The organism is Caballeronia grimmiae (assembly GCF_000698555.1).
Lineage (GTDB): Bacteria > Pseudomonadota > Gammaproteobacteria > Burkholderiales > Burkholderiaceae > Caballeronia > Caballeronia grimmiae.
On sequence record NZ_JFHE01000117.1, the window covers coordinates 1 to 1,335 of the forward strand.

Here is a 1,335-nt window from a genome sequence, read left to right on the forward strand (position 1 = left end):
TTGATCAATTCACGCCGAAGGAGGGATGGCCAAATCTGAAGGATAGCCAGTTCCTAAAAACCGACGCAGACGGCGTGCCGACATACACTACGATCGAGTCGTTCAGCCGGCACGCTCCGATCGTTGCGAAGACTTTGAGTCCGGGCGAAATGCACATCTTTCGGGTCATTCAGCTTGATAGGCCCAAGTGGACCAAAAGCGGGGAATATTGGCTGCCTCGTATGCCCAACAATGGCAAGGATTGGCGCGAAGGCTGGGCCGTATTGTTTTCTTGGAACAGCAACGGCGGTTTCGTCGAATTGGCGCAGATCCCGTCAGCAGAACAGCTTCTCAGGCTCGGTATCGAAGTTCCGCCGGGTTGGTCTGGGCTACGTGCATGGAGCGGGCTGGTCTCTAGCCAGTTCGATGAAAAACTAGGGCGCTACTGGGCAGGTGGTGAAACGCAATTTTTCATTGATTTCAAACATCCTCAACGCGGTGCTGCGTGAGTACGTGCAGGCCCTCGTCACCGAGCGAACAGGTTGGACGGATGTGAATATTTATGCCGTTCTCAAAGCTGCCGTCACGCCGATGGAAGGCAACGAAACTGCCGCGAAAACTGTTCCGGAAGGTTACAGAAGCCGCATTTCATCATCGGTAGACCAACACAATTACCAGCAGTAAGGACTGCTCCTATGTCAACTTTCTGTTTCCTTGCGGGAAAAAACGATGTTGAGGCACGGGACTGTGCATTCTATCTTTTGAAGAAGTACACCAGCGCCACGTTGCTTCAACGAGCCATCGGCCTTTACAAGCAATTCTTGCGGGATTTCGAGCACGAGATCAAACATCCTGAGAACGCGACCGATGCCATGCAGCGCTCATATCAAGAAGATTTAGTGTATTTCCTGCGATATCTGCAACCAATGGAGTATGCCGAAACATTTTTGGCGGATGCCACGCGAAGGGCGCAATCGTTCGCCTTACTGCGTGACGCAATAGAGTTCAAAGGATTTATCTGGGGACGCCGCTATGAGGAGTGGGGGGCTAGCGAACCGGGCACTCTTTTCTACAGCTTGGGATATCGCTCTCAGCCTTACGATTCTCAGGATGTATTTGAAAAGGCCGGTCTCTCTGCGGCCTTGATCTCCCTAGCGTCCAGAACTACGTCTCGCCGAGGAATCAAGCGCGGAATCGTTCGAATGAGCGACAAGCACGACGCACGACGCGTGATGTGCTGGACTTTTGAAAGCATCTTTATGGACACCTTGCCGTCCAATGAGATTCTCCCGATCGTTTTTCCACGGCACTTGCCTTCGTGCCCGCCACCGAACGCAAACAGCGACGGTCAGATAT

At 52.7% G+C, this 1,335-nt stretch carries 2 protein-coding genes and 1 pseudogene; all 3 read left to right on the plus strand.

Annotated elements, in window-relative coordinates; all coding sequences use genetic code 11:
* Positions 1-488: pseudogene (locus BG57_RS33255) on the plus strand (hypothetical protein); the annotation flags it as partial.
* Complete coding sequence (locus BG57_RS32890; protein ID WP_152562763.1) at positions 454-663, plus strand: hypothetical protein; 210 nt, start codon at positions 454-456, stop codon at positions 661-663. The pseudogene BG57_RS33255 and the gene BG57_RS32890, both read left to right, overlap by 35 nt.
* A gap of 11 nt (positions 664-674) precedes the next feature.
* Positions 675-1,335 (plus strand): Imm71 family immunity protein (locus tag BG57_RS30855; protein WP_035971089.1); only part of this gene is annotated, 661 nt, incomplete at its 3' end.